At 70.2% G+C, this 19,222-nt stretch carries 20 protein-coding genes and 2 pseudogenes; 7 read left to right on the top strand and 15 right to left on the bottom strand.

What is annotated here, in order from left to right; all coding sequences use genetic code 11:
* Positions 1 to 115: 115 nt before the first annotated feature.
* Positions 116 to 1,042 (top strand): cation diffusion facilitator family transporter, encoded by a 927-nt coding sequence (locus ACGFNP_RS08280; RefSeq protein WP_358318693.1) that lies wholly within the window; start codon positions 116 to 118, stop codon positions 1,040 to 1,042.
* Here ACGFNP_RS08280 and ACGFNP_RS08275 read toward each other — a convergent pair.
* Together ACGFNP_RS08275 and ACGFNP_RS08270 are read right to left on the bottom strand one after the other, a co-directional pair.
* Positions 1,039 to 1,215, bottom strand: a complete 177-nt coding sequence (locus ACGFNP_RS08275) for a hypothetical protein (RefSeq protein WP_358318694.1) — start codon at positions 1,213 to 1,215, stop codon at positions 1,039 to 1,041. The two genes, ACGFNP_RS08280 and ACGFNP_RS08275, sit on opposite strands and share 4 nt — an antisense overlap.
* A gap of 9 nt (positions 1,216 to 1,224) precedes the next feature.
* Positions 1,225 to 1,812 carry a 4'-phosphopantetheinyl transferase superfamily protein gene (locus tag ACGFNP_RS08270; protein WP_358318695.1) on the bottom strand — a complete coding sequence of 196 codons (588 nt, stop codon included), beginning with the start codon at positions 1,810 to 1,812 and terminating at the stop codon, positions 1,225 to 1,227.
* A 114-nt stretch (positions 1,813 to 1,926) separates the two neighbouring features.
* Between ACGFNP_RS08270 and tnpA the strand changes: the two are divergent.
* Positions 1,927 to 2,315: pseudogene (gene tnpA, locus ACGFNP_RS08265) on the top strand (IS200/IS605 family transposase).
* A gap of 6 nt (positions 2,316 to 2,321) precedes the next feature.
* Positions 2,322 to 2,849 (top strand): zinc ribbon domain-containing protein, encoded by a 528-nt coding sequence (locus ACGFNP_RS08260; RefSeq protein WP_393316188.1) that lies wholly within the window; start codon positions 2,322 to 2,324, stop codon positions 2,847 to 2,849.
* A gap of 21 nt (positions 2,850 to 2,870) precedes the next feature.
* Here ACGFNP_RS08260 and ACGFNP_RS08255 read toward each other — a convergent pair whose 3' ends face one another.
* The 10 genes from ACGFNP_RS08255 to ACGFNP_RS08210 all read right to left on the bottom strand — a co-directional run bounded on the left by ACGFNP_RS08255 (position 2,871) and on the right by ACGFNP_RS08210 (position 13,292).
* A complete protein-coding gene (locus ACGFNP_RS08255; protein ID WP_393316185.1) occupies positions 2,871 to 3,638 on the bottom strand; it encodes a hypothetical protein in 768 nt (255 codons plus the stop codon).
* Positions 3,635 to 4,969, bottom strand: a complete 1,335-nt coding sequence (locus ACGFNP_RS08250; protein ID WP_393316182.1) for an MlaD family protein — start codon at positions 4,967 to 4,969, stop codon at positions 3,635 to 3,637. The genes ACGFNP_RS08255 and ACGFNP_RS08250 overlap by 4 nt, the downstream gene beginning before the upstream one ends.
* Entirely contained in the window at positions 4,966 to 5,988 is a 1,023-nt protein-coding gene (locus ACGFNP_RS08245; RefSeq protein ID WP_393316179.1) for an MCE family protein, read from the bottom strand. The genes ACGFNP_RS08250 and ACGFNP_RS08245 overlap by 4 nt, the downstream gene beginning before the upstream one ends.
* Positions 5,985 to 7,010 (bottom strand): MCE family protein, encoded by a 1,026-nt coding sequence (locus tag ACGFNP_RS08240; RefSeq protein WP_393316176.1) that lies wholly within the window; start codon positions 7,008 to 7,010, stop codon positions 5,985 to 5,987. The genes ACGFNP_RS08245 and ACGFNP_RS08240 overlap by 4 nt, the downstream gene beginning before the upstream one ends.
* The gene (locus ACGFNP_RS08235; protein WP_358319198.1) at positions 7,007 to 8,032 is read right to left on the bottom strand and encodes an MlaD family protein; all 1,026 of its coding nucleotides are present in this window, start codon (positions 8,030 to 8,032) and stop codon (positions 7,007 to 7,009) included. Before ACGFNP_RS08235 ends, ACGFNP_RS08240 begins: the two co-directional genes overlap by 4 nt.
* Positions 8,032 to 9,090: an MCE family protein gene (locus tag ACGFNP_RS08230; protein WP_393316173.1), complete on the bottom strand. Its 1,059-nt coding sequence runs from the start codon at positions 9,088 to 9,090 to the stop codon at positions 8,032 to 8,034. Before ACGFNP_RS08230 ends, ACGFNP_RS08235 begins: the two co-directional genes overlap by 1 nt.
* Position 9,091: 1 nt before the next feature.
* Positions 9,092 to 10,111 carry an MlaD family protein gene (locus tag ACGFNP_RS08225; protein WP_393316170.1) on the bottom strand — a complete coding sequence of 340 codons (1,020 nt, stop codon included), beginning with the start codon at positions 10,109 to 10,111 and terminating at the stop codon, positions 9,092 to 9,094.
* Between the two features lie 3 nt (positions 10,112 to 10,114).
* Entirely contained in the window at positions 10,115 to 10,969 is an 855-nt protein-coding gene (locus ACGFNP_RS08220) for an ABC transporter permease (RefSeq protein WP_358318703.1), read from the bottom strand.
* Positions 10,969 to 11,754, bottom strand: a complete 786-nt coding sequence (locus ACGFNP_RS08215; RefSeq protein WP_246652563.1) for an ABC transporter permease — start codon at positions 11,752 to 11,754, stop codon at positions 10,969 to 10,971. The genes ACGFNP_RS08220 and ACGFNP_RS08215 overlap by 1 nt, the downstream gene beginning before the upstream one ends.
* Before the next feature lie 152 nt (positions 11,755 to 11,906).
* Positions 11,907 to 13,292 (bottom strand): aminopeptidase P family protein, encoded by a 1,386-nt coding sequence (locus tag ACGFNP_RS08210; RefSeq protein WP_358318704.1) that lies wholly within the window; start codon positions 13,290 to 13,292, stop codon positions 11,907 to 11,909.
* A gap of 162 nt (positions 13,293 to 13,454) precedes the next feature.
* On the opposite strand from ACGFNP_RS08210, the gene ACGFNP_RS08205 reads away from it, so the two are divergent.
* From ACGFNP_RS08205 to ACGFNP_RS08190, 4 genes and pseudogenes are all read left to right on the top strand, one after another.
* The gene (locus ACGFNP_RS08205) at positions 13,455 to 13,883 is read left to right on the top strand and encodes a CBS domain-containing protein (RefSeq protein WP_358318705.1); all 429 of its coding nucleotides are present in this window, start codon (positions 13,455 to 13,457) and stop codon (positions 13,881 to 13,883) included.
* A gap of 338 nt (positions 13,884 to 14,221) precedes the next feature.
* Positions 14,222 to 14,458, top strand: a pseudogene (locus tag ACGFNP_RS08200) (hypothetical protein); the annotation flags it as partial.
* 178 nt (positions 14,459 to 14,636) lie between these two features.
* A complete protein-coding gene (locus tag ACGFNP_RS08195; RefSeq protein WP_358318707.1) occupies positions 14,637 to 15,410 on the top strand; it encodes a cyclase family protein in 774 nt (257 codons plus the stop codon).
* On the top strand, positions 15,407 to 17,095 hold the full coding sequence (locus ACGFNP_RS08190) for a thiamine pyrophosphate-binding protein (RefSeq protein WP_393316164.1): 1,689 nt from the start codon (positions 15,407 to 15,409) through the stop codon (positions 17,093 to 17,095). Before ACGFNP_RS08195 ends, ACGFNP_RS08190 begins: the two co-directional genes overlap by 4 nt.
* 33 nt (positions 17,096 to 17,128) lie before the next feature.
* On the opposite strand, the gene ACGFNP_RS08185 is transcribed toward ACGFNP_RS08190, so the two are convergent.
* From ACGFNP_RS08185 to dhaK, 3 genes are read right to left on the bottom strand one after another with little or no spacing between them, the layout of a single operon-like run.
* Complete coding sequence (locus ACGFNP_RS08185; protein WP_358319201.1) at positions 17,129 to 17,512, bottom strand: phosphoenolpyruvate--protein phosphotransferase; 384 nt, start codon at positions 17,510 to 17,512, stop codon at positions 17,129 to 17,131.
* A complete protein-coding gene (dhaL, locus tag ACGFNP_RS08180) occupies positions 17,512 to 18,240 on the bottom strand; it encodes a dihydroxyacetone kinase subunit DhaL (protein WP_393316161.1) in 729 nt (242 codons plus the stop codon). The genes ACGFNP_RS08185 and dhaL overlap by 1 nt, the downstream gene beginning before the upstream one ends.
* Positions 18,240 to 19,220, bottom strand: coding sequence for a dihydroxyacetone kinase subunit DhaK (dhaK, locus tag ACGFNP_RS08175; protein ID WP_393316158.1), 981 nt, complete (start codon positions 19,218 to 19,220; stop codon positions 18,240 to 18,242). The genes dhaL and dhaK overlap by 1 nt, the downstream gene beginning before the upstream one ends.
* Positions 19,221 to 19,222: the final 2 nt, after the last annotated feature.

Below are 19,222 nucleotides of genomic sequence, written 5' to 3'. Positions count from 1 at the left end.
ACGGAACTGTGAATGCCGCCGCCTGCGTTGAGCCGCTGAACGCGGCCCAACATAGGCGCAAACACCGCTGCCTGCGTTGAGCCGCTGAACGCGGCCCAACGTAAGGTGACCCGTTATGGCGGACAACTCGGGTGAGAGTTTGGGCACCGTCCTCGTGGCGGGCGGCGCGAACCTGGCCATCGCGGTGGCCAAGCTGATCGCGGGCCTGATCGGCGGCTCCGCGGCGATGCTGTCGGAGGCGGCCCACTCGGCCGCGGACACGGTGACGGAGCTCCTGCTGCTGGTCTCCGTACGCCGGGGGCAGCGGCCCGCCGACGGGCGCCATCCGTTCGGGCACGGCAAGGCGGGCTTCTTCTGGGCGATGATGGCGGCGGTCGCGACCCTGGTCGGCGGCGCGGGATTCTCCATCACCCATGGCATGCACGAGATCAGCCACGGCGAGGACCTCGGCAACCTGCTCCCGTCGTACATCGTGCTGGCCGTCTCCTTCGCGATCGAGAGCGGGTCCTTCCTCAACGCGCTCGCGCAGCTGCGCAAGGAGGCCCGCAGGCATGATGTCAGTCCGTTCCGCCTGGTCTCGATCACCTCGGACACCGCGCTGAAGGCCGTCGTGTACGAGGACGCGGCGGCGCTGGTCGGGCTGGTGATCGCGGCGCTGGGCCTGCTCGGCTCCCAGGTGACCGGCTCGGCCGTGTGGGACGGCGGCGCGTCGATCGCGATCGGCCTGCTCCTGCTGGTGGCCGCGCTCACGCTGATCCGGTCGAACCTGTCGCTGTTGATCGGCCAGTCCGCGCCGGACCCGGTCGAGAAGGAGATCCGCGAGGTGCTGGCGGCGCAGCCCGAGGTGGTGAGCGTGGTCGAGCTGCTCACGATGTACCTCGGTCCGGGCAGTCTCATGGTGGCCGCGAAGATCGACTTTCGGGACGACGCGAGCGCGGCGGGCGTGGAGATCGCCTGCGACGAGCTCGACCGCCGGCTGCGGGACCGCTATCCCGGCATCTCCCAGGTGTTCCTGGATCCCACTCCTACCGTGCGCCGTTAGTGCAGAGCCATCACCACGGCGAGGCCGACGACGTGCATGAGCACGACGGCCACGATCAGCGAGACGAAGACGAACTTGGCCGGCCCGTGCTCGAAGGTCTTGCCCTCTTCGAGCGGCCTGCGCTGCGCCACCCGATCGGCGATTCGCTCCTCTAGTGGCTTGCGGTAGAACATACGTCCACTTTATCCGACTATAGGGATCTGAACCGCTGGTGCGTCTGTGATAACAGCCACCACGATGTCGCCCTCGGCGGTCCATTCGAGCAGATGACGGCCCCCCGCGTCGGCGCCGGCCTCCCGCAGCCCGTCGATGGTCAGCTCGCCGCGCTTGATCAGCGCCTCCTTGCGCGTCCAGTGCCTGATCAGCTCTTCGTTGGTGGTGACCACGGCCAGCTCCTGCTCGGTGAGCGCCCGGCCGGCGAGCAGCCGGTCGAACGGGCCCGGCGGCACCCGCTCCGCGTCGATCCCGACCCGGCCCTCCCCGGCCACCGCGCAGACGTAGCCGCGTGTGTGGCTGAGGCTGACGCCGAGTGAGGGGGCCTGCTCGATGTACGGGCGGCCGTGGCCGGGGCCGTGCACGTCGCAGTGCTGCAACAGGGTCAGCCCGGCCGGATCGGTGTCGAGCACCGCCGCGGCGCAGAGGCGTACGAGCAGGTGGGCCGCCGTGAACGAGCGGCGGTCGGGCTCGAACGCGAACCGGGCGGCGCGGGTCCGCTCGACGTCGGTCAGCCAGTCTTCTGGGGCGAGCACCTCGTCGGGGCGTCCACCCATCGCTACGGGGCCGCTCAGAGATCTTGGGCGCGGACCCCTGGCTTCAGTCATGGGGGAAGCCCTTCTGTCGAATCTTTGAGCGGTAGATGGGGCGCCTTCCGTATCCTTCACTGTGTGGCTGTGACCTTGCGAAAGAACAGCAACATTGCCTTCCAGCGCGCCTTCCACATGGCGTGGTGTCCCAGATACCGCCGCGGGTGCTGGGCGGACGCATCGAAGAACGTCTCACGCGGCTCATCGGTGAGGTGACCGAGGAAAAGGGGGCGTGGCTGGTGGAGGTGGAATTCATTTCCGACCATGTTCGTCTGCTGATCGAGGTGGACTCTCAGTTCGGGATCCACAAGCTGGTCAAGGCCATCAAGGGCCGCTCCTGCCGTGTCCTGCGTCAGAAGTTTCCGCATGTGAAGTCGACGCTGGGGACTAACTCCTGCTTCGTGGCCGGGGTGGGCGGGGCGCCCCTGGACGTCGTCACGCGGTACGTCGAGAACCGGAAGAACCGGTGATCGCGGATGCTGACTGGACGCAAGTACCGCTTGGACCTCACCGAGGCGCTGGCGACCAGGAACATGACTGCCGATGTCGCGCCCAGGCCGGATCCCGAACGGCCGGGCGTGTTCCTGCCGAACGGGGCTGCGAGCAAGTCCAGCCTGAACCGCAGCATTCTGGACAAGGGCTGGCATCGAATCGAGCTGGCCACCCGCAGCAAGGCCCGATACACGGGCACCTGCGTGATCACTGTCAATCCGGCGTACACCAGTCAGACGTGCAACGTGTGCACGGTGGTGGACCGGAAGTCCCGCGAGAACCAAGCGGTCTTCCGGTGCACCTCGTGCGGGCAAACCGAGCACGCCGACGTGAACGCCGCCAAGAACATCCTCACCGCCGGGAGGGCGGAGCACACACAGCCCCGACCGGGTGTGCGGGTTGGGGCGCGCAAACCACGCACTCGCGTGGGCCGGAAGGCCAACCGCCAAGCAACAGCAGCCCAGGCCACCGCGCAGACGGAGCCCGAGCTGGCTGGAATCCCCCGAACTTAGTCGTGGGGAGCGCTTCAACGGTCAGTCCTTCTTCTTCGAGCCGCTGTCCAGTTTGTACTGGTCCTCTTTGGCCGCGCCGAGCACGGAGACGTCGTGGACCTTCCAGACGCCCTTTTCCTTGACCAAGCTGATCTTCAGATGGGAGTCCTTGACCGAGCGTATCGCCTCCGAGGTGTTGACCTGCTGGTCGACCACGACGATGGCGTGCGCGGTGGCCTCGTCGACGTCCGACAGGTAGACCTCGCGGACGTTCGCCTGTGAGACGGCCTTGAGCTTGACGATGACCTGGGCCATCGCGCCGCCGAACGCCTCGTCGTAGGTGGCCAGGAAGTCGCCCGTGGCCTGGGCCGTCAGCGTGGCGCGGGTGGCCTGCAGGTCCTGGTAGTCGTAGCTGAGCAGGGCCTTGCCGAACGAGCTTGCCGCGCCCGAGACCTCCAGCCGCAGGGCGCGCTCGCTCTCCATCCGGGCCAGCGAGTCGCGGGCCTGGTTCGCGGAGATCCACTGCAGCGCCGCCGTGGCGGCCAACGCGGCCACCAGCAGGGCCGCCATCACCACCATGATCCGCGCCCGGCCCAGCCGCCCCCGCTCGACCCCGACCGCACCGCCGTCCGGGGCGCCGCCATTGGGCGTGGCGCGGTCTGGCGTGGGACCGTCCGTGGCGGGAGCGTCCGGGGCGGTGCTGTCGGAGGGCCTTTCGGTGGGCGCGTCCGAGGGGGGCGGGGTTTCCGGCGCCGGGGCCTCCTCTGCGGCGGCCTGCCGGTCCTCGGTGAGGTCCTGCTTGGTGGTCATGAGTTCTCCTCACGGCGGCGGGCGGCCCGGCCCACCGCAATCCACCCCAAGATGCCACCACTCGCCGCCACCGCGAGGAATATCGCGGCAATCAGCGGAGCGGCGTCCACCGGGGTACGGGACGCGGGCCCGGCAGCCGCGGCGGGCGACTTCGCACCCGCCGCCTCCGGGGTCCGCTCGGGCTCTGCGGTGGCCTTGGCGGCCGGCCGCCTGGTCTGCTCTGTCGTCGGGTCCTTGCGGGGTTTGTCCGCGGCCTCTTCCGTACGGACGGGATCGGCCACGGCGCGGTCGGGGCAGGCACGCAGGCGGGGAACGGTCGGCGGGCCGACCGGACCTGCGTACTCCACGGCCGGTCGCGGGCCGCCTGGGACGCTGAAGACGAACTGCGCCTTGCCGTACACCGTGCCGCCCTCCTTCGCGCTGATGTCGTCCGCCAGGCTCAGCGCCGTCGGCACGATGGCCAGCAGGTGGTGCACGTTCCGCTCGGTCTCCGCGGAGAAGACCGGTTTGTGCGGCAGGCCGGCCGCGGTCAGCAGGCACGACAGGCCCGGTCTGGCCCGCTTGATGGCCCGGTCGAGCTGCCCGAACACGCCCGGCCCCTGGTCCAGGAAGGCGTCGAGGTCGGTACGCGACTCGCGCAGCGTGGCCGTCACCGTGCTCAGGTCCGTGATGCCCGAGGCCAGCTTGTCCTTCCGGCCCGCCAGCGTGTGGGTGAGCTGGGTGAGCTGCACGGACAGGTCGTCGAGCACCTGGGAGTTGTCGGCCAGCGTGCCGGTCAGGTCGTGCGCGTCTTCGATGATGCTCCTGATCGACGACGACCGGCCGTCCAGCGCCACCGCCAGCTCGTGCGTGATCGTCTTGGCGTCCTTGGGCGGCACCGCGGCGAGCAGCTTGCCGACGCCCTCGAACAGCTTCTTGTAGTCGAGCGGCACCGTTGTCTTGGACAGCGGGATCACGTCGCCGGCCGCGAGGGACGGGCCGTTCACGCCGGTCGCGGGCGGCGACAGCTCGACGTACGGCTCGCCGATCGCGGACTTACGCCGTACCTCGGCCGTGCTGGCCTTCGGCAGCCGGATCTCCTTGTCGATGTCCAGCCCCACGATGATCTTGCCGGGCGCCAGCCGTACGTCGCCGACCTTGCCCACCCTCACACCGAGGTAGGCGACGTCGAAGCCGCGGATCAGGCCGGGGGAGGAGACGAACTCCGCCGACACCCGGTAGGGCTTGGTGATCGCGTCGAGCTTGATGATCGTGCTGAACGCCCAGACCGTCATCACGACGCCCAGGACGGCGAAGAAGCCGAGGTTCAGGTAGATGCGGCGGTTCCTCATCGCGGCGGCTCCAGGAGCAGGCGGAAGTCCTCGACCCGGTTGGGCAGCACGCCCGTCTTGCCGTCCGGCAGGAGCCCCTTGTGCTTGGGCAGCAGCAGGCCCTTCAGCCACACGTAGATGAGCACCTGGCCGTTGACCGTGATCGGCGGCGTGTCGATGAACGCCTGGAGCTTGGTCACCAGCGCCTTCAGGTCCTCCTTGCCGCGCAGCATCGAGGAGGTGATCGCGTCGAGCTCGCGCAGCAGCGTGCGCAGCCGGGCGGCGTGGCGCGGGTAGACCGTGAGGTTGGCCTCCTTGGCCAGGTCGGTCAGGGCGGTGATGGCCTTCTTCACGTGCTTGCGGCCGTGCGCGAGGCGAGCGGTGGCCGCCGCCAGCGTGCCGGGCAGCCGGTCCAGCTCCTTGCTGCCCCTGGCGAGCTGGTCGCCCAGCTTGGCCAGGGCGTCCACGGTGGTGGCGATGTCCTGGCGGGCCGCGGCGTAGGTGTCGGTCACCTCGGCCGTCTGCTTGATCAGCTTGTTGACGTCGGCGCCCTTGCCGGCGAACGCGGTCGAGGCGGCGTCGAGGATGGCGTTGACGTCCTGGGTGCCGAGCGCCTCGATGAGCGGCCCGGCCTTGGCGGTGACCTGCTCGATGTCCGGCTCGACCGAGGTGTCGGTGATCGTGGCGCCGTTCTTGAGGTACGGGCCCTTCGACAGGTCCTTGCCCGCAGGGGGCGTGAGCTGGACGTAGTTCTCGCCCAGCACCGAGGTCTTGGCCACGGTCGCGGTGCTGCCTTCGGGCACCGGGTGCTCCGACATGATCGACATGGTGACCCTGGCCTGGTAGCCCTGCAGCCGGATGCCGGTGACCGTGCCCACCCGCACGTCCGAGATCTGCACGCTGTGCCCGGTCACCAGGCTCTGTACGTCGTCGAAGGTGGCGTTGATCGTCAGGTCGCCGCCGGTGGCGCCGAGCGTCTGGAGCGAGCATGAGGCGGTGATGGCCAGCGCGAGCAGCCCCGACAGGACACGTGCCTTCATCGCGCCTTCTTTTCGTAGGGGCAGTTGCTGAGGCCGGCGGGCAGGCACGGCACCTTGCCGAGGTTCAGGGCGTCGAACAGCGGGGTCAACCAGGCCCTGGTCATCGCGTTGAGCACCACGCGGATCTTCAGCACGTGCTGCTTCTTGTCCCACGAGTCGATCAGGATGTCGGCGAAGTCCGCCGCGCCCTTGACCGCCTGGGCCATCGACGCGCTGTTCGCCCGGACCGTCAGCACCAGCTCGGCCAGCGTGCCGGCGGCCTGCGGGAGGCGTTCGGAATAGGCTTCGATGATCACGTCGCCGCGGCGGACGAAGTCGGCCATGCCGGAGATGAACGTGCGCAGCCGCCGCCGCTCCTCGGCCAGGATGGCGCTGGCCTCGGCGAAGGAGTCGATCGCGCCCGTCACCTGGTCCTGCCGCTTGTTGAGGCTGGTGGCCAGCTTGTTCAGGCCCTTGGCCAGGTCGATGAGCTGCTGGTCCTGCTTGGCCAGCGTGTCGGTGAGGTGCGCGGTGTCGGCGATCGCGTTGTTGACCGTCTTGCCGCGGCCCCTGACGCTGTCGGCGAGGTTGCCCGCGACGTCGCCCAGCTTGTCGGAGTCCAGCGCGTCGGTCAGCTTGGTGAACGCGTCGAGCGCGTCGTCGATCTCCACCGGCAGGTCGGTGCGCTCCAGCGGGATGGTGGCGCCGGAGGCGATCCGCTGGTCGCCGGGCTTCCACGGCGGGTAGAGCACCACGTTCCGCTCGCCCAGCGTGTTCTGCGGCGCGACCACGGCCTTGACGTTGGCGGGCAGCGGCACCTCACGGTCCACCGACAGCTCGACGCGTACCTTGTCACCGTCGATCCGGATGCTCGTCACGTATCCGGCGTCGAGCCCCATCACCTTCACCCGCGCCTGCTCGTACAGTGACGGCGCCTTGCTGAAGATCGCGGTCAGCCGGTACGGCTCCGCGCCGAGCAGCGTGCACCCGCCGCTGCCCGCCAGCAGCGTCACGGCCAGCAGGACCGCCAGTAAGCGGGTCATCTGTCGTTCTTCCTGTCTTTGGCGATGGCGCCGAGCACCTCCGGGTCGATGGGGCCCAGGCCCGTGGCTATGGCCTCGAGCCACGGGCCTTGGCCGCCCATCGTGGACAGCCCGGAGAACGTCGGGCCGGCCCACGCCAGGAGCGCGTTGAACTCCTTGTTGCCGCTGTTCAGCTTGGTGGTGATCGCGCCGGTGTCGTCGAGGACCCGGACCAGCGTCCCCTCGTGTTCGTTGATCAGCCGGGTGGTGCTCTGGACGAGGTCGCTGCCGTCGCCGAGCAGCGTGCGCAGCTCGTTGCGGCGCGAGCGCAGCTCGTCCAGCATGACCTCGATGGCGTCGATGAGGCGGGCGAGTTGCTTGTCCTTGCGCTCCAGGACATTCATGATCTTGGTGCCGTTGTCGAGGAGCTTCTGCAACTGCGGTTCGCTCTCGCTGATGGTGTCGGACAGGTCGCCGATGTTCTTCAGCAGCTTGGTGATCCGGCCGCGCTTGCTGGTGTCGATCTTGCCCAGCTCGGTCAGCAGGTCGTCCACGGCCTTGGTGTCGAGCTTCTGGACCAGGTGGGTGGCGTCCTTGATGGCGTCGTTGATCAGCGTGGGGACGCCCGTGCGCGTCACCGGGATCCGCCGCTGCGCCTCGGGGAGCTGGTCGATGTACGGGGCGGCGACGGGGCCGGACAGCTTGACGTACCGGCCGCCGAGCAGGTTGGACAGCGTGATGTCGGCCCGGGTGGCGCGGCCGAGCCGTACGTCGGTGTCGACCTTCCAGGTGACGACCACGTTGCCCTGGCCGTAGTCGGGCCGCACCTCGGTGACCTTGCCGACGCGTACGCCCGCGACGCGCACGTCGTTGCCGGTGCGCAGGCCGCCGGAGTCCACGAACGTGCCGGACATGTAGTAGCCGCCTTCGAGCAGCCCGAGGTTGCCGACCAGGAAGGTGGCCACGAGGACCGCGCCGAGCACCGCCAGCGAGACCAGGCCGACGACGATCTTGTTGCGGTCGCGGAAGGATTTGAGCGCCATCACTCACCGACCATGAGCTTCTGCAGGTCTTTCGAGCTCTGGATCCGCGTGCTGCCGCGCAGCGGGGGCGGCGTCTTCATCGGGTACGGGCAGGGAGCGGCGCTCAGTGCCAGGCAGGGGACCGCGGTGATGAAGTAGTGGCCGCGATCGACGCTGGAGTAGGCGCGGGCGAACAGCGGCTGGAACGTGCTGATCGTCTTGTCGATCTCGCCCACGTGCCGCCTGATGCCGCCGGTCAGGCCGGACAGGTGGTCGACCAGCGCGCCCAGCTCGTCGGCGTTCTTGCCGAGCACCTCGTTGGAGGTATGGACGGTGGTCGAGAGCCGCACGATCGAGTCGTCGATCAGCTTACGGTTGGCGGCGAACGCCTCGGAGAGTGTGACCAGGTTGTCGACGAGCTGCTCGATCTGCTGGTCGCGCTGGGCGACCACGCCGGTGACGGTGGCGTAGTCCTTCAGCAGCCCCTGGATCGTCCGCTTGCGCTCGTTGATCGTGCCGGTGATGGCGTTGACGTTGTCGAGCAGCCGCGGGATGTTCTTGTCGTTGCCCTTCAGGGACTTGGCGGCGGCGGTGAGCAGCTGGTTGATCTGGTCCGGGTCCAGGCTGCGGGTCAGCGGGCCGAGGTCGCTCACCAGCGCGCCGATGTCGACCACGGACGAGGTGCGGATCACCCGCGAGCCGGGGGCGAGCCGGCCGGGCGCGGTGCCGGGGAGCAGGTAGACGACCCGCTGGCCGACCGCGTTGCGCCACCTGATCGCGGCCTCGGTGTCCGACGGCACCCGGACGGCGTCCTGGACCTCCATGGTGACCTCGGCGCGGCCGTTCACCACCTTGATCGTGTCGACCTGGCCCACGGGCGCCCCGGCGATCTTCACCTGGTCGCCCTCCGTCAGCCCCGACACATCATCAAATGTCGCGGTAAGGCGGTATCCGCTGCCGGTGCTGACCCGGGCGATCTGTACGGCGATCAGCACGACGAGCGTCAGCGTCACGCCGACGAACAGGACGACGCGCAGCAGCGTCCACCGGCGGGCCACCCGTTCCCTGGACAGCGCCACGTCAGTCCCTCCCGTCGGTCGGGCCGCAGGAGCCGACGACGAGCTCGCAGATGTCGGTCGAGACGAACGCCTCCACCTGCAGCTGGCGGGTGTTGCCGGGGCCCGGCGCCTCGATCAGCTTGTTCAGCAGGTCGACCAGCCGGTTCAGGCCGCGTACGCCGTCACCGGCCAGGCCGAGCTGGGCGTAGATGAGCGCGGCCACCCGCTCGCCCGAGTGGACGCCCGCCCGCAGGTCCTGCCGGTGCTTGCGCAGGCCGTGCGCGGCCAGGTCGGAGACCGAGGTGACCTCCTGGAGCAGGACCCGCACCTTGTCGGCCCGTTCCAGCAGGTCGGGGGTGATGACGTTGACGTCGGAGGAGATCGACACCAGTTCGTCGCCCTTGTCCGACAGCGCGGTGGACAGCCCGGCCGCGTCGTGCAGGAACTGCCTGGCCCGCGCGCGCTGCCGGTGCGCGACGCCGACGACCGTGCCCGCGTCGTCGATGAGCTCGCGCAGCCGCGTCCCCTCGCCGTCGAGCCCCTGGGCCAGCGTGTGCACGATGACGGTGACCTCACGCGGGTCGACGGCGTTCAGGCCGCGGTAGGCGGCGCCGAGCGTGTCGGACAGGTCGAGCGGCTCCTCGGTCGTGGTGATGACCGCCCCGCTCGCCAGGTAGGGGCCGGTGGTCTCGCCCGCGCCGAGCTTGAGGTCGACGAACTTGGGCCCGAACACCGACGACGGCTCGACGGCCGCGACGGTGGTGCCCGGCAGCCGGACGCCGGGCTCGATGGCCATGCTCACCACGGCCTTGCCCTTGGCGTCGAGCGACACCTTCGTCACGTCGCCGACCGTGATGCCGCGGATCTTGACGGGGGACTGGGTGTCCAGGCCCTGACCGGCCCGGTCGAACACGGCGTCGATCCTGGTGCCGCTGATCTCGGACGCGGTGCGTACGATGAAGATCGTCGTCGCCGCGAGCACCAGGATGAGCGCGAGCGCGATGCCCGCGCGCACCGGCAGGGAGAACCCGTCGCGTCCCATCGCTCACCCCGTCAGCTTCACGCTGCCGCCGTTACCCCAGAACAGGAACGACAGCAGCAGGTTGAGCAGGACGATCGTGACGATCGACTGACGGATCGCGCGCCCCGCCGCCACCCCCACGCCCACCGGGCCGCCGGTGGCGTAGAAGCCGTAGTAGCAGTGGATGACGACGACGGTGAAGGCGAAGATGGCCACCTTGGTGACGCTGAACACGATGTCGCTGACCGGCAGGTACAGGTAGAAGTAGTAGTCGTAGACGCCCGGCGCCAGCCCGAACAGGACCGTGCTCATCAGCCGGGTGGCGAAGAAACTGGCGAACAGCGCGATCAGGTAGATCGGCACCAGCGCCAGCAGCGCCGCGACCACCCGGGTGCAGATCAGGTAGGTGAAGGCGTTGATGCCCATCACCTCCAGCGCGTCGATCTCCTCGGAGATCCGCATCGCGCCGAGTTCGGCGGTGAACGACGAGCCGACCTGCGCGGCCAGCGCGGTCGCGGCGATGATCGGGGTGATCTCGCGTACGTTGGCGAAGCTGCCGACCAGGCCCATGAACGACTCGGCGCCGATCGCCGCCAGCCCCTGGTAGCCCTGCAGGCCCACGGTCGCACCGACGACGAAGGCCATCGTGAACACCACGAAGATCATGCCGCCGCCGATGACGGTCGCGCCGACGCCCACCACCACGTCGCTGACCTGACGGGTGACGACCTTGAAGTATTTCAGCCGGAGGATCACGTCGCGGACCGAGTAGAACAGCACCTTCCACACGAACAGCGGCCAGTTGGCCAGGGTCGCGAACCGCTCCGCCCATTCGCGCCCGGTGACGGCGGCCCTGAGGCCGGCCGTACGCGTGACCATCACAGCGCCTTCGGCGGGTAGGCGAGGAAGTAGACCGCGGAGATCACGTAGTTGAACGCGAACACCAGCATGAACGTGACCACCGTCGACTGGTTGACCGCGCGGCCCACGCCGACGGGGCTGGTGGCGCAGGTCATGCCCTTGTAGCAGGCGACGGCCGCGGCGATGAAGCCGAAGATCCACGCTTTGAACAGGGTCACGTAGAGGTCGGAGCTCACCACGAGGGACAGCGCGCCGTCGAAGTACGCGCCGGAGGTCACGCCCTGTACGACCACGTTGAAGAAGTAGCCGCCGCTGGCCCCGGCCAGGATGACCAGCGGGCACAGGCAGACCGCGACCGTGCTGGCCGCCCACATGCGCGGCGTGACCAGGCGGTGGATCGGATTGACCGACATCACCTCCATGGCGCTCAGCTCGTCACGGATGTGCCGCGCGCCGATGTCGGAGGTCATCGCGCTGCCGCCGGCCCCGGCGATCAGCAGGGCGCTGGCCAGCGGCGCCACCTCCCGGATGAGCCCGACGAACACGGCGCTCCCGGTGGCGGACGCCGCGCCGAGCTGCCAGGCCAGGTCGCCCACCTGCAACGCCACGGTCGCGCCGAGGGGTAACGAGACGAGCAGCACCGGCACACTGGTCACCCGGGCCAGGAACCAGCACTGGTCGACGAACTCCCACCACCAGCTCCGGACGTCCCAGCTACGGCGCAATCCCTCCAGGACGATGACGAAGAGGTCGCCTACCTGGCCCAGCACGGACACGGCCTTGCGGCCCACGTATCCGGACAACTGACCACCTCGTAACCAGCCGACTACGGAGCAGTAACCCTACTGACGGGCTGTCTAGTAAGTCGATGCTTTCGCTGGAATTTGAGGAAAAGGTATGAGACCCAGGTCACATGTTGTCAGCTCGCTACGAAATGTGATCGCTTCGTAGCCGTTCAGCCCAGCAGAGTGGCCATCCACGATTCGACGTCGGCGGGGTGGCGGGGGAGGGCGGCGGACATCAGGCGGGCGCCGTCGGCGGTGATCACCAGGTCGTCCTCGATCCGGATGCCCAGCCCCCGGAACTCCGCCGGCAGCGTGAGATCGTCGGGCTGCAGGTAGAGGCCAGGCTCGACGGTGAGCACCTGGCCTTCCTCCAGCACGCCGTCCAGGTAGACCTCGGATCGCGCGCGGGCGCAGTCGTGCACGTCCAGGCCGAGCATGTGGCCGCTGCTGCACAGCGTGTAGCGCCGGTACAGGCCCGACTCCATCAGCGCGTCCGGCGAGTCGCGCAGCAGGCCCCAGTCGTGCAGGCCCTCGCTGATGACGCGCATCGCCGCCAGGTGGAAGTCGCGGAAGCGGGCGCCGGGCTTGAGGGCGGCGATCCCCGCCGTCTGCGCCTCGTACACCAGCTCGTACGCCTGCCGCTGCACCGGGCTGAAGCGGCCGGACAGGGGCAGCGTGCGGGTGACGTCGGCCGTGTAGAGGGTGTCGGACTCGACGCCCGCGTCGAGCAGCAGGAGGTCGTCGGCGTCGAGGCGGCCGTCGTTGCGGATCCAGTGGAGCACGCACGCGTGCGCGCCGGAGGCGACGATGCTGGGGTAGCCGACCGCGTTGCCCTCCAGGCGCGAACGGAGCCCGAACACGCCCTCCAGGTAGCGCTCGCCCCGCGGGTGCCCGAGTGCGGCGGGCAGCGCGCGTACGACGTCCTCGAAGCCGCGCGCGGTGGCGTCGACCGCCGACTGCAGCTCGCCGATCTCCCACTCGTCCTTGATCAGTCGCAGCTCCGCCAGGAAGCTCTCGAACTCCGCGTCGCCCGGCAGCAGCGCGTCGACCGCCGCGTCCACCCCGCCCAGTACCCTGGCGGGCCCCTTCAGCGACAGGTCGCGGATGTGGGCGCAGCCGATCTGGTAGAGCTCGGCGGCCTCCGCCAGGTCGGGCCGCCGGCCCACCCAGAACTCGCCATAACGCCTGTCGCGGTAGAACTCCTCGCCGTCCTCGCGCGGCGAGCGCGGCCTGAGGTACAGCGTGGCCTCGCCCGACGGCTCGATGACGAGCACGTCACCCGGCTCACCCGCGCCCGTCAGATAGGAGAACGCGCTGTGCGGCCGGAACGGGTAGTCGCTGTCGTTGCTGCGCACCTTCAGCGTCCCCGACGGCACGACGAGCCGCTCGCCGGGGAAGCGGGCGGCGAGCGCGGCGCGGCGCCGGGCCGCCCAGGGCGCGATCGGCAGCGCCGCCACGTCGGTGCGCCGGGTGTCGGCCCAGCCCGTCCGCATGAACGCGGCGAGTTCCGCGGTGATGGGCAGATCGTGGCTGCCGGTATTGAGCGGCTCTGTCATGACGCATCCTGTTTCACAAGGTCCGTTTACGGCATGCAGCCTACGGGAATGCTTGACGGCCTCCCTACCTGCTTGCTTGCCTGAAAGTGAGGCGGGCGGGGCGCATAACCGGAGCCCGCTCGGGGTAACTGCTCGGGATAACTGAGAGCCGAGGTGGTTCAGATGCTCATCGGGACGATTCTGCGCGGCAAGGGAAGCGATGTGACGACCGTGACGCCGGAAGCCACGGTCCGCGAGCTGCTGGCCAAGCTCGCCGAGCGCAACATCGGCGCTGTGGTCGTCTCCGCCGACGGCACGACGATCACCGGCATCGTGTCGGAGCGCGACGTGGTCCGGCGCCTGCACGACCGCGGCGCGGCCGTGCTCGACCAGCCGGTCTCCGCGATCATGACCTCTGAGGTACGCACGGTCGGCCCGCACGACAACGTCGACGAGCTGCGCCGGACCATGACCACGCACCGCTTCCGCCACATGCCCGTGGTCGAGGACGGGCGGCTGGTCGGCATCGTGAGCATCGGTGACGTGGTCAAGAGCGCGATCGAGGAGCTGGAGACGGAGAAGGCGTCGCTGGTCGACTACCTCCACCGTTGACACGGGTGGGACGCTGGTGCCCGTGATGTACGGGCCTCCTCCCGAATACCAGTCGGCTCCTGAATATCCTCGGGCGACGAAAAGTCCGCCGATCATCCTGCTCGTCTCCGGGCTGACCTGCGTGCTGGGGTTCCTGCTCGGGTTCTTCGTCGGGCTGGGCTCGGGGGAGACGACGGACTCGTCCGCTGCCGCGCCCCAGGTGACGGTGACGATCGAGGAGTCGACCCCGCCGGCCGACCAGCAGACAGCCCAGCCCGACTCGACCGCGTCCAGTCCGGCCGACCTGGGCCCGACGGGCTCGGCTCCGACGGGCTCGGACCCGGCCGGCTCGGCTCCGACAGGCTCGGCTCCGACAGGCTCGGCTCCGACGGGCTCGGCTCCGACGGGCTTGGGCCCAACCGCGTCGAGTCCGGCTGGTTCGGGTCCGACCGCGTCCGCGCCGGTCGGCTCGTCCGCTCCGCCGGGCGGACTCGCCGCCACGCGGACGCTCATCGTGGGCGTGGACATCCAGCCCGGCAACTACCGTACGACGGGTCCCGTGTCGGGCGCGGCCAAGTGCTACTGGGCCCGGATGAAGAGCGCGTCGGCCCAGGTCAGCGATGTGATCTCGGCCGGGATGCCCGCGGGCCCCGCCACCGTGACGATCATGGCCACCGACAAGGCGTTCCAGACGGCCGGCTGCGCCGAATGGACCAAAGCTTGAGATGTTCGGCCGATATAGAACAATGCAGCCAGCCCATCAAGGAGGATGACATGTCGATCTTGCGGAGCCTGGTGGAGAGCCTGCGCGGTGGCGCCATCGAGGTGGTCGATCTCACCTCGCCGCTGTCGCCCGAGACACCGATCCTCCAGTTGCCCGAGCCGTTCGGCAACACGATCCCGTTCCGGCTGGAGGAGATCAGCCGCTACGACGACCGTGGCCCCGCCTGGTACTGGAACGACATCCACACCGGCGAGCACACCGGCACCCACTTCGACGCGCCGATCCACTGGGTGACCGGCCGCGACGGCCAGGACGTCTCCCAGGTGCCCGTGTCGAGCCTGCTGGCGCCCGCCGTCGTGCTCGACCTGTCGGCGGAGGCGGAGAAGGACCCCGACTTCCTGCTCCAGATCGACCACGTCAAGGAGTGGGAGCGGGTCAACGGCCCGCTGCCCGACGGCGGCTGGCTCCTCTACCGCACCGGCTGGGACGCCAGGTCCGCCGACCAGGCCGCCTTCCTGAACGCCAACGAGACCGGCCCGCACACCCCCGGCATCTCGGTTGAATGCGCCAGTTGGCTGGCCGACGAGACGCCCATCCTCGGGCTCGGCGTCGAGACCGTCGGCACCGACGCGGGCGCCGCCCACTCCTTCGACCCGGCCTTCCCCTGCCACTCGTTCCTGCTGGGGGCGGGTAAGTACGGCCTGACCCAGCTACGCAACCTCGACCGCCTGCCGGTCACCGGCGCCGTCGTCCTGGCCCCGCCGCTGCCGATCGTGGGCGGATCAGGCAGCCCGGTGAGGGTGCTCGCCCTGGTCGAGAGATGATCGTCGCCGAGGCTGTCGGGCGGGTGCTGGCCGAGGTCGGGGCCGACACCGCGTTCGGCGTGGTGGGCAGCGGCAACTTCCACGTCACCAACGCCCTCGTGGAGCACGGCGTACGCTTCGTCGCCGCCCGTCACGAGGGCGGGGCCGCCACCATGGCCGACGCGTACGCCAGGATGAGCGGCAAGGTCGGGATCGTCTCCGTCCACCAGGGCCCCGGCCTCACCAACGCCATGACCGGGATCGCCGAGGCGGCCAAGAGCCGTACTCCGATGATCGTGCTCACCGGCGAGGCGACGGACGTACGTTCCAACTTCCATGTCGACCAGGACGCGCTGGCGGCGGCGGTCGGCGCGGTGCCCCTCCGCGTCACCGCGGCCGGCGGGGCGGTCGAGGACACGCTGTCGGCCTACCGCACGGCCGTCCGCGAGCGGCGCACGGTGGTGCTCAACCTGCCGCTCGACGTGCAGCAGGAGACCGTCCCGTGGCGCGGCCTCATCGGCGAGTCCCTCGTGGTGGCCGGCGCCGTCGACCCGGCCTTCAGTACGCCTCCGGCCGCGGAGATCGACGCGCTGGCCAGGCTACTGGCGAAGGCGCGGCGGCCGGTGTTCATCGCCGGGCGCGGGGCCCGGCACGCCAGGGCCGAACTGGAAGAGCTGGCCGCCGCCACCGGCGCGCTGCTCGCGACCTCCGCGGTCGCCAAGGGCCTGTTCCGTGGCAGCCCGTGGGATCTGGACGTGAGCGGTGGTTTCGCCACGCCCCTGGCCGCCGAGCTGATCCGCGACGCCGACCTCGTCGTGGGATGGGGCTGCGCGCTCAACATGTGGACCACCCGCCACGGCCGGTTGATCGGCGAGCACACCACGCTCGTCCAGGTGGATGTCGACCAGAGCGCGCTGGGCGTCCACCGGCCGGTCGGCCTCGGCCTGGTCGGCGACACGGCCGCCACGGCCCGTACGACCTTGCACGCCCTCGAATCCACGGCCGCCACGGCCCTGCACGCCCTCGAATCCACGGGCGGCCCTGAGCGCGGCTACCGGTCGGCGGAGGTCGCCGGGCGGATCCGGGCCGAGGGCAGGTGGCAGGCGGTGCGCTACGACGACGAGGGCGGCGACGGGCGGATCGACCCCAGGACGCTCACGATCGGGCTGGACGAACTGCTGCCCGCCGAGCGGATCGTGGCCGTCGACTCCGGCAACTTCATGGGCTACCCGGCCATGTTCCTCGACGTGCCCGACGAGCGGGGGTTCTGCTTCACGCAGGCGTTCCAGTCGATCGGGCTGGGGCTGGCGACCGCGATCGGCGCCGCGCTCGCCCGGCCCGACCGGCTGCCGGTGGCCGCGCTGGGTGACGGCGGGGCGCTGATGGGCATCGCCGAGTTCGAGACCGTCGTACGGCTCGGCCTGCCGATGGTGATCGTGGTCTACGACGATGAGGCGTACGGCGCCGAGGTCCACCACTTCGGGCCGCACGGGCACCCGCTCGGCACCGTCACGTTCCCGGCGGCCGACTTCGCCGCGATCGCCACCGGCTACGGCTTCGCGGCCGTGACGGTCACCGGGCCCGGTGACCTGGCCGGGGTGGCCGAGTGGCTGAAAGGCCCCAGGGACCGGCCGCTGCTGGTCCACGCCAAGGTCACCAGGGAGCGCGGCTCGTGGTGGCTGGAGGAGGCGTTCAAGGGCCACTGAGCTTGCGCGGCTCGTGGGGGCCAGGGGAGGCGTTCAAGGGCCACTGAGCTTGCGGAAGTCGCGGGCCTCCTCGGCGGCCGCGAGAACGGCGGCCAAGGGCGCGCCCGCGCTCGCCGTGACGGCCGCCGCGATCGCCCCCTCCACGAACGGCACGTCGGCCACCACCACCCGCCCCGGCTCCTCCAGCAGCCGGGCCGTCAGCACCGAGCTGCCCAGGTCGGGCACGAGCACCACGCCATCACCCCGGTCGACCGCCGCCAGCGCCTTCTCGATCAGGTCGAGACTCGTGCCCAACCCGCCGTCCTCGGTGCCACCCGCCGCAGCCACCCGGGCACTCGGCCCGGCGATGCCACGGACCAGCGCGGCCGCCTCCGCCGCGAGCCCGGCGCTGTGCGCGACCAGCACGATGCCCACCATCACGAGGCCGCGGCTGCGACGGTGGCCAGGGAGGCGACGATGAGGGCCGACGACGCTGCTCCCGGATCCTCGTGCCCGATGCTGCGCTCACCCAGGTAACTGGCCCGGCCCTTGCGGGCCCGCAGCGGGATCGTGGTCCGTGCGCCCTCCTCGGCCGCGCGCGCCGCCAGCTCGAACGCCTCTCGCACCCCCACCCCATCCCGTACGGCCAGCGCCAGGGTCCGCGCCGCCGGAACCAGCGCGTCCACCATGGTCTTGTCGCCCGGCACGGCCTTCCCGAGCTGCTCGACCGCCACCACCCCGGCGTCGAACGCCGCCGCGAACCCGGCCAGCGTCACCGGCGCCTCCACCGCCTTGCCCATCGCCCGGAACGCCGAGCCGTACAGCGGCCCGGAAGCCCCGCCGACGCGGCGGATCAGCGTCGTTCCGGCGGACAGCAGCGCCTGGCCGGGTGAGGTCGGCGGCGAGTCGGTCAGCGCCTTGCTCACTTCGGTGAAGCCGCGGTCGAGGTTCGTGCCGTGGTCGGCGTCGCCGATCGCCGCGTCGAGCGCGGTCAGCCGCTCACGCTGGAGCCTGACCTGCTTGGCGATGTCGTCGAACCAGGCGACGAAGAAGGCCGTGGTCAACACGCCACCGTCCGCGAAGCCGCCGTCCGCTGAGCCCGTGTCCACGGAGTCGCCACCCACCGAGTCGCCGTTCACGGAGTCGGGGTCCATCGAGGTGCTCATCAGCGCCCCCAGCGCAGCCCCGGCGTCTCGACCGGCGCGTCCCACAGGCGCGTCAGCGTGTCGTCGAGCCGGCAGATCGTCACGGAGAAGCCCTGCATGTCCAGGCTCGTCACGTAGTTGCCCACCAGGGACCGCGTCACACGCGCCCCTTTGCCGTGGATGAAGGCACTCACTTCGGCGAACGTCACGTACAGCTCCATCAGCGGCGTGCCGCCCATGCCGTTCAGCATGACCAGCAGGTCGCCCTCCACTGGCAGGTCACCGTTGATCGCGTCCATGGCCACCTCGGCCAGTTCGCGGGCCGAGGCCAGTGGCGCCCGGCTCCGGCCGGGCTCGCCGTGGATGCCGATGCCCAACTCCACCTGCGTGTCCGGCAGGTCGAACGTCGGTTTGCCCGCCGCGGGCGTCGTACATGAGGTGAGCGCGATGCCGAACGAGCGGCTGCGCTCGTTCACCTCCGCCGCCATGCCCGCCACCTCCCTCAGCGGCGCGCCCTCCTCGGCCAGCGCTCCGGCGATCTTCTCGACGAACAGCGTCGCGCCGGTGCCCCGGCGGCCCGCCGTGTAGAGGGAGTCCTGGACGGCCACGTCGTCGTTCACGAGCACGCCGGCGACCTGGACGTCCTCGCACAGCTCGGCGGCCATCTCGAAGTTCAGCACGTCGCCGGTGTAGTTCTTGACGATGTGCAGTACGCCCGCGCCACCGTCGACGGCCTCGGTGGCGTTGATGATCTGGTCGGGCACGGGCGAGGTGAAGATCTCGCCCGGGCAGGCCGCGTCGAGCATGCCGTACCCGACGAACCCGGCATGCAGCGGCTCGTGCCCCGAGCCGCCGCCGGACACCAGCCCGACCTTGCCCGCCCGCGGCCCCGACGCGCGGTAGACGACCCGGTCGCGGACGCGCAGCGACGGGTGCGCCGCCGCCATCCCGGCCAGCGCGTCGTCGACCGCGGATTCGGCCGAGTTGATGAGCTTCTTCATGA

Origin of the sequence: Nonomuraea sp. NPDC049269, assembly GCF_043197155.1 — a bacterium.
Classification (GTDB): domain Bacteria; phylum Actinomycetota; class Actinomycetes; order Streptosporangiales; family Streptosporangiaceae; genus Nonomuraea.
This window is presented reverse-complemented; position numbering and strand designations above follow the sequence as displayed.

Excerpts from the sequence above, each read along its gene's own strand:
- ACGFNP_RS08225 (WP_393316170.1), bottom strand. The coding sequence starts at position 10,111 with ATGGGACGCGACGGGTTCTCCCTGCCGGTGCGCGCGGGCATCGCGCTC.
- ACGFNP_RS08220 (WP_358318703.1), bottom strand. The coding sequence starts at position 10,969 with ATGGTCACGCGTACGGCCGGCCTCAGGGCCGCCGTCACCGGGCGCGAA.
- dhaK (WP_393316158.1), bottom strand. The coding sequence starts at position 19,220 with ATGAAGAAGCTCATCAACTCGGCCGAATCCGCGGTCGACGACGCGCTG.
- ACGFNP_RS08190 (WP_393316164.1), top strand. The coding sequence starts at position 15,407 with ATGATCGTCGCCGAGGCTGTCGGGCGGGTGCTGGCCGAGGTCGGGGCC.
- ACGFNP_RS08185 (WP_358319201.1), bottom strand. The coding sequence starts at position 17,512 with ATGGTGGGCATCGTGCTGGTCGCGCACAGCGCCGGGCTCGCGGCGGAG.
- ACGFNP_RS08250 (WP_393316182.1), bottom strand. The coding sequence starts at position 4,969 with ATGAGGAACCGCCGCATCTACCTGAACCTCGGCTTCTTCGCCGTCCTG.
- ACGFNP_RS08210 (WP_358318704.1), bottom strand. The coding sequence starts at position 13,292 with ATGACAGAGCCGCTCAATACCGGCAGCCACGATCTGCCCATCACCGCG.
- ACGFNP_RS08235 (WP_358319198.1), bottom strand. The coding sequence starts at position 8,032 with ATGGCGCTCAAATCCTTCCGCGACCGCAACAAGATCGTCGTCGGCCTG.
- ACGFNP_RS08205 (WP_358318705.1), top strand. The coding sequence starts at position 13,455 with ATGCTCATCGGGACGATTCTGCGCGGCAAGGGAAGCGATGTGACGACC.
- ACGFNP_RS08275 (WP_358318694.1), bottom strand. The coding sequence starts at position 1,215 with ATGTTCTACCGCAAGCCACTAGAGGAGCGAATCGCCGATCGGGTGGCG.
- ACGFNP_RS08255 (WP_393316185.1), bottom strand. The coding sequence starts at position 3,638 with ATGACCACCAAGCAGGACCTCACCGAGGACCGGCAGGCCGCCGCAGAG.
- dhaL (WP_393316161.1), bottom strand. The coding sequence starts at position 18,240 with ATGAGCACCTCGATGGACCCCGACTCCGTGAACGGCGACTCGGTGGGT.
- ACGFNP_RS08260 (WP_393316188.1), top strand. The coding sequence starts at position 2,322 with ATGCTGACTGGACGCAAGTACCGCTTGGACCTCACCGAGGCGCTGGCG.
- ACGFNP_RS08240 (WP_393316176.1), bottom strand. The coding sequence starts at position 7,010 with ATGACCCGCTTACTGGCGGTCCTGCTGGCCGTGACGCTGCTGGCGGGC.
- ACGFNP_RS08280 (WP_358318693.1), top strand. The coding sequence starts at position 116 with ATGGCGGACAACTCGGGTGAGAGTTTGGGCACCGTCCTCGTGGCGGGC.
- ACGFNP_RS08195 (WP_358318707.1), top strand. The coding sequence starts at position 14,637 with ATGTCGATCTTGCGGAGCCTGGTGGAGAGCCTGCGCGGTGGCGCCATC.
- ACGFNP_RS08270 (WP_358318695.1), bottom strand. The coding sequence starts at position 1,812 with ATGGGTGGACGCCCCGACGAGGTGCTCGCCCCAGAAGACTGGCTGACC.
- ACGFNP_RS08245 (WP_393316179.1), bottom strand. The coding sequence starts at position 5,988 with ATGAAGGCACGTGTCCTGTCGGGGCTGCTCGCGCTGGCCATCACCGCC.